The sequence below is a fragment of the Chitinimonas viridis genome, assembly GCF_030409555.1.
Classification (GTDB): domain Bacteria; phylum Pseudomonadota; class Gammaproteobacteria; order Burkholderiales; family Chitinimonadaceae; genus Chitinimonas; species Chitinimonas viridis.
The window spans coordinates 402,941-408,940 of sequence record NZ_JAUFPU010000019.1 but is presented as its reverse complement, the minus strand read 5'-3'; the positions used below and the strand labels follow the sequence as shown (position 1 = coordinate 408,940).

Below are 6,000 nucleotides of genomic sequence, written 5' to 3'. Positions count from 1 at the left end.
GGCGACGGCAAGGTCATCGACCGGGGCTTTACCGGCCACGAGATGCTGGACGAGCTGGACTTGGTGCACATGAACGGGCGTATCTACGACCCGCTGGTGGCGCGATTCCTGTCGGCGGACCCGTTGATTCAGGACCCGGAGCATAGCCAGAGCTACAACCGCTATACGTATGTGTGGAACAATCCGACGAATATGACGGATCCGACGGGGTTTGCGGGCTGTGTAAGCAGCCATACCGATGGTGGTAGGGAAGATGGCGGGTCGGGCTGTAGTCTCACTGGTGGTCTGTCACCCGAAGGCTTGAAGTCGGTGCAAGGGGCTGCAGAGACCATCGCTGCCGGTGGTTTGGTTTTTGTGCAAGATAAGGATGGGACCTACACTGTGATAGGTGGTGGAGCTAATGGGCCTGCAATCATTGCTACTGGTGCAAAGCTACCATCGTCATTGGAGCGCTCTGGGACGGCTAGTGCCGATACAAGCAAGGGAGATAAAGGGAATGCTAGTCGTATTTTGGCTGGGGGGACTGCGAATTTAGTTCGAGATGTTCTGAAAAATTCCATCGTAGGCGGAGCTGGTGGACGAAGAGGTGGTGGTAATGATCTATTAGGTAGTGCTGCTGCACTTGGTGCTGGCTCGTTGTTAGGTGATGTAATTACTCAAGGAGCAGCAAGTGCTGAAGGCACAGAAGTGCTGCGTGTGTATCGTGGCACTGCAAGAAGCTCGGAGAATTCCGCGTGGCGGTACACTGGATTCATGATGAGTGATGCTGCTCGAGAGGGATTCTTTGAAAATGATTTTTCATTGGCTGCTGCGTTGGCGGCGGGTGCCAAACGCCATTATGAATTGTTATTCCGCTTTCGCTCTGAGGAGTTGATGGCGCAAGCGCAGACCTTGACTGGGACAGAGTTTCCCTTTACCCCTCGCTCGATGTTTTCAGTAACTACTAACTTAGAAGTCGCGAGGTCATTTGCTGGATTTAATGGCGCGGTTTATTATGCTGATATTCAGAGGCGTTTTTTGGTTAAAACCCCTGTTGCAACAAGTACTGAGGATGAGTACTTTATTCGCGTAGCATACCCGATGAAGGAGGTAGGTGTGAATGATTAGCCGGCCAATGTTTTTGTTTGGTAAGAAACATTACTTTTATTCTGGGGGGGAAATATTAGAGGCGAGAAATTTCTTACTTGACAAGTCGGAGGAGTTGAGGGCGGTTGCTCGAAGTGCTTGTGATGAGAGGATTTTTTTCCCCGGATTATATTTGGGTTTCTTTGAAGGGCCAAAGGGGGAATATTTCTTTAACTTCTTTTTGATGGTGGAGAGTAATTTATGGCCTGTTTTATTGGAAAGGTATGTTTGCAGTAATTGCCATTCCACCTTGATGGGCTGTTATGCTAGAAGTAGCTCACTATACGAGCTGTATGGGGATAGTTACGTACTCTACAAGAATGCACTTCGTTTGCCGTCGGTTAACTGCCCTAGTTGCGGTAGCACCCTAGATAGGCATTACTTGTTCGCAAAGTTGGCGCCCAAATCCTAGGTGCCCCGTCCGCTAGTTTGCAACAGCTAGGTTAACCACATTCCTCTCTGGGATACAGCAAGACGAGGGGTCTTGTATTTTGCGTGACAATCCATTTGTGCGTAGCCCATTGTGACCTTACCCGACTCGGTCTACCACGCATAAATTAGCAATCTGAGCGGTTGGGGGGTGATGCCTTTCCCGGTATTCCGCCGGGGTCAAATAGCCCAGCGCACTATGTGGCCGGGCCGCGTTGTAATCGAGACGCCACGCCTCGATCTTCTGTTGTGCATCATGCAGGCTACGGAAGGTATGCTGGTTCAAGCACTCCTCCCGGAACCGACCGTTGAAGCTTTCGATATGTGCATTGTCCACGGGCTTGCCGGGCCGGATGAACTGCAGTCGCACACCATGTTCATATGCCCACTGATCCAATGCCTTGCTGGTGAACTCCGGCCCATTGTCCACTTGGATCTGGCTGGGCAACTTCCCCTGGCTTCGACGCCCCCCCCGAATTTGAGTAGCGCCACGGTTTAGCGTCCAATCCCATCATCGAAGGAGATTAGGCATGAAGAAGCGCATTACCCAAGAACAGACTGCTGGTTGGCCAGCCCCTGCAGCAAGGCCAGCCCCTTGGGCCAGTGGGCCAGGCCGCTTTGGGCGTTGATATGGCCTGCGCCGGTGAGCAGGTAGAAGCCGGAGCCCCAGTGCTGTGCCAGTTGCTGGCTACGCGCCAACTGGCAATAGGGGTCGTTGTCGCTGGCGACCACGATGCTGGGAAAAGGTAGGCGTTGGCGGGGGATGGGGGCGAAGCCTTGTATCTCGGCGGGGGCGTTGTCGCGCTCGACGTCGGCGGGGGCGACCAGCAGGGCGCCGGCTATGCGGTGGTGATGCTGTGGGTAGTGGGCGAGCCAGTGCAGCAGGGTGAGGCAGCCCAGGCTGTGGCAGGCCAGCAGTGCGGGTTGGGCTTGCTGGGCCAGGTGCTTGTCCAGCGTCTGTATCCAGTCGTCTAGGTCGGGGTGGTCCCAATCGGTTTGTGGGACGCGGCTGCTGCCGGGTTGGCTGGCTTGCCAGTGGCTTTGCCAGTGTTCGGGGCCGGAATTTTGCCAGCCTGGGTGCAGCACTATGGGAGGCGTGGTGGGCATGGACTTCGCCTATCGAGTTGGGGGTGAGCGAAATGGGCTGTCAATTGGGCAGATACGCTGTGCGCGGGGCGCTTCTGGCAACCGTACTTTTATCGCAGTACGGCGTTGCTCTTGTCTTGCCTGGAGGCCGGTGGATGGTCGGCCCCCGTGGACGCGCTGAGGTTTCTGATAGTGCCCTTGGTAAGGTTTATCAAGCACAGTATGTGTACCCTTGGTGCCGTTGCTGGGCATGATGCCGGCGTTGAAAAATTCCAAACAGGAATTTGAAATTGTTTTTTTAGATCTATTTGGAATTTTGTGACGGTGCCGGCTGTGCGGTCATCCATACGGCGGGCCTGACTAGGCGTATCATCGCGCTCAATGAACATGCTCTTGGAATATCTACATGGTTGAACTGCTGTTTGGCATCGTGGCGGTGGTTGTGCTGTTGGCGGGCATTCTGGTGGTGGTGCGGTTGGGGCAGTTGGCCCAGTCACAGCGCACCACGCTGGATTTGTTGTCTGCCCAGCTGGAGGAGAAGCACAGGGCCATGCTCAATGACCTGCATGGTGGTTTGCAGCGGCAATCCGAGGCATTGAGCCATGGCTTTGCCGAGCAGAGCGAGCGTTTGCGTAATAGCGTGACGGAATCGGGCGAGCGCCTGCGCGATAGCGTGGGGCAGTCGTTTGATCGCTTGCGTGAATCGGTGGGGGCTGAGCTGAAGGACACCCGGGTAGGCCTGGACAGTCTGAGGGCGACCCAGACCGAGGCCTTGCAGGCGGCGCAGATTGCCCAGACTGCTGCTTTGCAATCGATGCAGCTGACGCAGGCCCAGGCCCTGGCCGACAGCCGGGAGGCCATTGCCAAGCAGCTGGCTGAGATTTCGCAGACTGTGCAGCAAAAGCAGGATGCCTTGCGCGCTGAGGTGCTGGAATCGGTGGGCAAGCAGGTGGGTGAGCAGGGGCGGGCGCAGCAGGAGTTGTTGCTCAATACCTTGCGCCGTACCACCGAGCAGTTGACTCAGTCGATTAGCTTGCTGAGTGAGGGAGTGGACAAGCGGCTGGAGCAGATTTCGGGCAAGGTGAGCGAGCGGCTGGATGAGGGCTTCAAGAAGACCAATGAGACTTTCGCGAGCGTGATGGCGCGCCTGGCGACGATAGATGAGGCGCAGAAGAAGATAGATGGCTTGACCAGCAATGTGGTGAGCCTGCAGGAGCTGCTAGGCGACAAGCGTTCGCGCGGGGCTTTTGGCGAGGTGCAGCTGGAGCATCTGGTGAGCAATGTGCTGCCGGCTTCGTGCTACCAGTTGCAGGCGGTGTTGAGCAATGGCACCCGGGCGGACTGCATACTGAAACTGCCGGAGCCGACCGGCACGGTTGCGGTGGATTCGAAGTTCCCGCTGGAGAACTATCACAGGATGTTCGGTACCAGTGTGGAATCCGAACGCTTGCTGGCGCAGCGGCAGTTCAAGGCGGATGTGAAGAAACATATCGACGCCATCAGCGACAAATACATTGTGGCGGGTGAGACGGCGGATGGTGCCGTGATGTTTATCCCGGCCGAGGCGGTGTTTGCCGAGATCCATGCTTACCATCCCGACCTGGTGCAGTACGCCATGGGCAAGCGGGTGTGGATTGTGTCGCCGACCACCATGATGGCCGTGCTCAATACGGCGCGTGCTGTCATCAAGGATGTGGAAACACGTCAACAGGTGCATATTATCAAGTCGGCGCTGTCGCGCTTGTCGGAAGACTTCCGCCGGTTTGATACGCGTATGAAGAACCTGGCTACGCATATCCGGCAGGCGCATGAGGATGCGCAGCAGGTACAGATCAGCAGTGAGAAGATCAGCAAGCGTTTTGTCGAGATCGAGCATGTACGGTTTGAGCACGAAGCAACGGAGACCCTGCCGCTTGAGGCAGCCAGTAGTGAGGAATTGATATGAGCATGATGAATGTACGTGGCCTGTGTCTGGTAGGCGTGGCCTTGGCAGCAACCTTGGCGCACGCCAAGGTGTATAAATGGGTCGACGCCAATGGCCAGGTGCAGTACGGCGATCAGCCACCGGCCATGGTGAAGAGCGAGCAGATGAAGCTTCGCTCACCGGCTGGCGTGGTACAGGTGGCGCCGCCCCAGGCAGCGGGCAAGGGTAATGTGATACAGGCCGGTGTGCCGACGGCGGAAGAGGCCAAGGTGTTGTGCGCCAATGCCAATGCCAACTTGAAGGCCCTGGGCGCCAAGGAAGTCTTTACCACTGGGCCGGATGGCAAGAATGTGAAGATGCCTGAGGCGGAGCGCCAGGCGAAGATTGCCGAGAATACCAAGGCGCAGCAGCGGTTGTGCAAGGGCAGTAATTAAGCGCCGCTAACCAAACCCTTCTGGCGTTGTTGTGCGAGCTTGCCGTACCCACGTACTGTCTGCGGCGCGCGCCTAGCCAGAACCGCTACGCTGGGTTTTGTTAGCAGCTCTACGCGCCCACAAGGTGGAGTAGGTAGGGCGCTGGTGAGCTGTTGGCGCCCGTTCAAGGTCGCTTTGTCTTGTCGCGGCCCGCTGGGCTTGCTAGGCGCCGTCGTCCCGCTTCATGGTTTTGCCTAGTGCTACCCGGCGGTGGCGGGCGTCTTTGGGATCGGCGATCAGGGGGCGGTAGATTTCTACCCGGTCGCCTTCCCGTAGCGGGGTTTCGAGCGCGCGGACATGGCCATGTACGCCGGCTGTCAGCTTGGCCTGCGATAGCTCGGGAAAGCGCTGGGCGAGGGCTGATGCGGTGATGGCGGCGGCGATTGTGCTGCCTTCGGGCAGGCTCAGGGCGACGATGGCCTGTGTGTCGGGCCGGGCGTAGGCTACTTCTATGTTGATCATTGTGCTCATCCGTGCCGCCTGTCTGCTTCTTTGACGAAGGCATCGACAAAGGTGCCCGCTATCTTGCTGAATACCGGGCCGACCAGGCTTTCCAGCGTGCGGCTGGAAAACTCGTAGTCGAGTTCGAATTCTATCTTGCAGGCGTCGTCCGCTAGTGCATGGAAGCGCCATGCCCCGGTGAGCGCACGGAAGGGGCCGTCTTTCAGTTCCATGCTGATGAGATCGGCCTGCTTGCGGTTTTCGGTGGTGAACGCTGATTTCAGGCCCAGGTAATCGATGCCTATGGTGGCGACGGTCCAGTCGTGATCGCGCAGGTGGATCTGGGTCTGGCCGCACCAGGGCAGGAATTGCGGGTAATCCTCGACCCGATCGATCAGGTCGAACATCAATTTGGCCGGGTAGGGCACGAGGACAGATTTACGGACTTGGGGCATGGGTGTGATCGCGACTGGTAGAATACCAGCCTAGTTCGCGGCATAAGGTCGCGTATCCTAAGTTTCA

6 protein-coding genes and 1 pseudogene are annotated in these 6,000 nt (G+C 57.2%); 3 read left to right on the top strand and 4 right to left on the bottom strand.

What is annotated here, in order from left to right; genetic code table 11:
• Positions 1-1,107 (top strand): RHS repeat-associated core domain-containing protein (locus tag QWZ03_RS20385; RefSeq protein WP_290334445.1); only part of this gene is annotated, 1,107 nt, incomplete at its 5' end.
• Between the two features lie 547 nt (positions 1,108-1,654).
• On the opposite strand, the pseudogene QWZ03_RS20380 reads toward QWZ03_RS20385, so the two are convergent.
• Positions 1,655-2,002, bottom strand: a pseudogene (locus QWZ03_RS20380) (integrase core domain-containing protein); the annotation flags it as partial.
• 95 nt (positions 2,003-2,097) lie between these two features.
• Entirely contained in the window at positions 2,098-2,661 is a 564-nt protein-coding gene (locus QWZ03_RS20375) for an RBBP9/YdeN family alpha/beta hydrolase (RefSeq protein WP_290334444.1), read from the bottom strand.
• A gap of 385 nt (positions 2,662-3,046) precedes the next feature.
• Between QWZ03_RS20375 and QWZ03_RS20370 the strand changes: the two genes are divergently transcribed.
• Positions 3,047-4,585, top strand: coding sequence for a DNA recombination protein RmuC (locus tag QWZ03_RS20370; RefSeq protein WP_284196144.1), 1,539 nt, complete (start codon positions 3,047-3,049; stop codon positions 4,583-4,585).
• Positions 4,582-4,998, top strand: a complete 417-nt coding sequence (locus QWZ03_RS20365) for a DUF4124 domain-containing protein (RefSeq protein WP_290334443.1) — start codon at positions 4,582-4,584, stop codon at positions 4,996-4,998. Before QWZ03_RS20370 ends, QWZ03_RS20365 begins: the two co-directional genes overlap by 4 nt.
• Before the next feature lie 201 nt (positions 4,999-5,199).
• Here the strand turns inward: QWZ03_RS20365 and QWZ03_RS20360 are convergent, their stop codons facing one another.
• The gene (locus tag QWZ03_RS20360; RefSeq protein ID WP_290334442.1) at positions 5,200-5,499 is read right to left on the bottom strand and encodes an RnfH family protein; all 300 of its coding nucleotides are present in this window, start codon (positions 5,497-5,499) and stop codon (positions 5,200-5,202) included.
• A gap of 5 nt (positions 5,500-5,504) precedes the next feature.
• Positions 5,505-5,933: a type II toxin-antitoxin system RatA family toxin gene (locus QWZ03_RS20355; RefSeq protein WP_284196141.1), complete on the bottom strand. Its 429-nt coding sequence runs from the start codon at positions 5,931-5,933 to the stop codon at positions 5,505-5,507.
• Between the last annotated feature and the right edge of the window lie 67 nt (positions 5,934-6,000).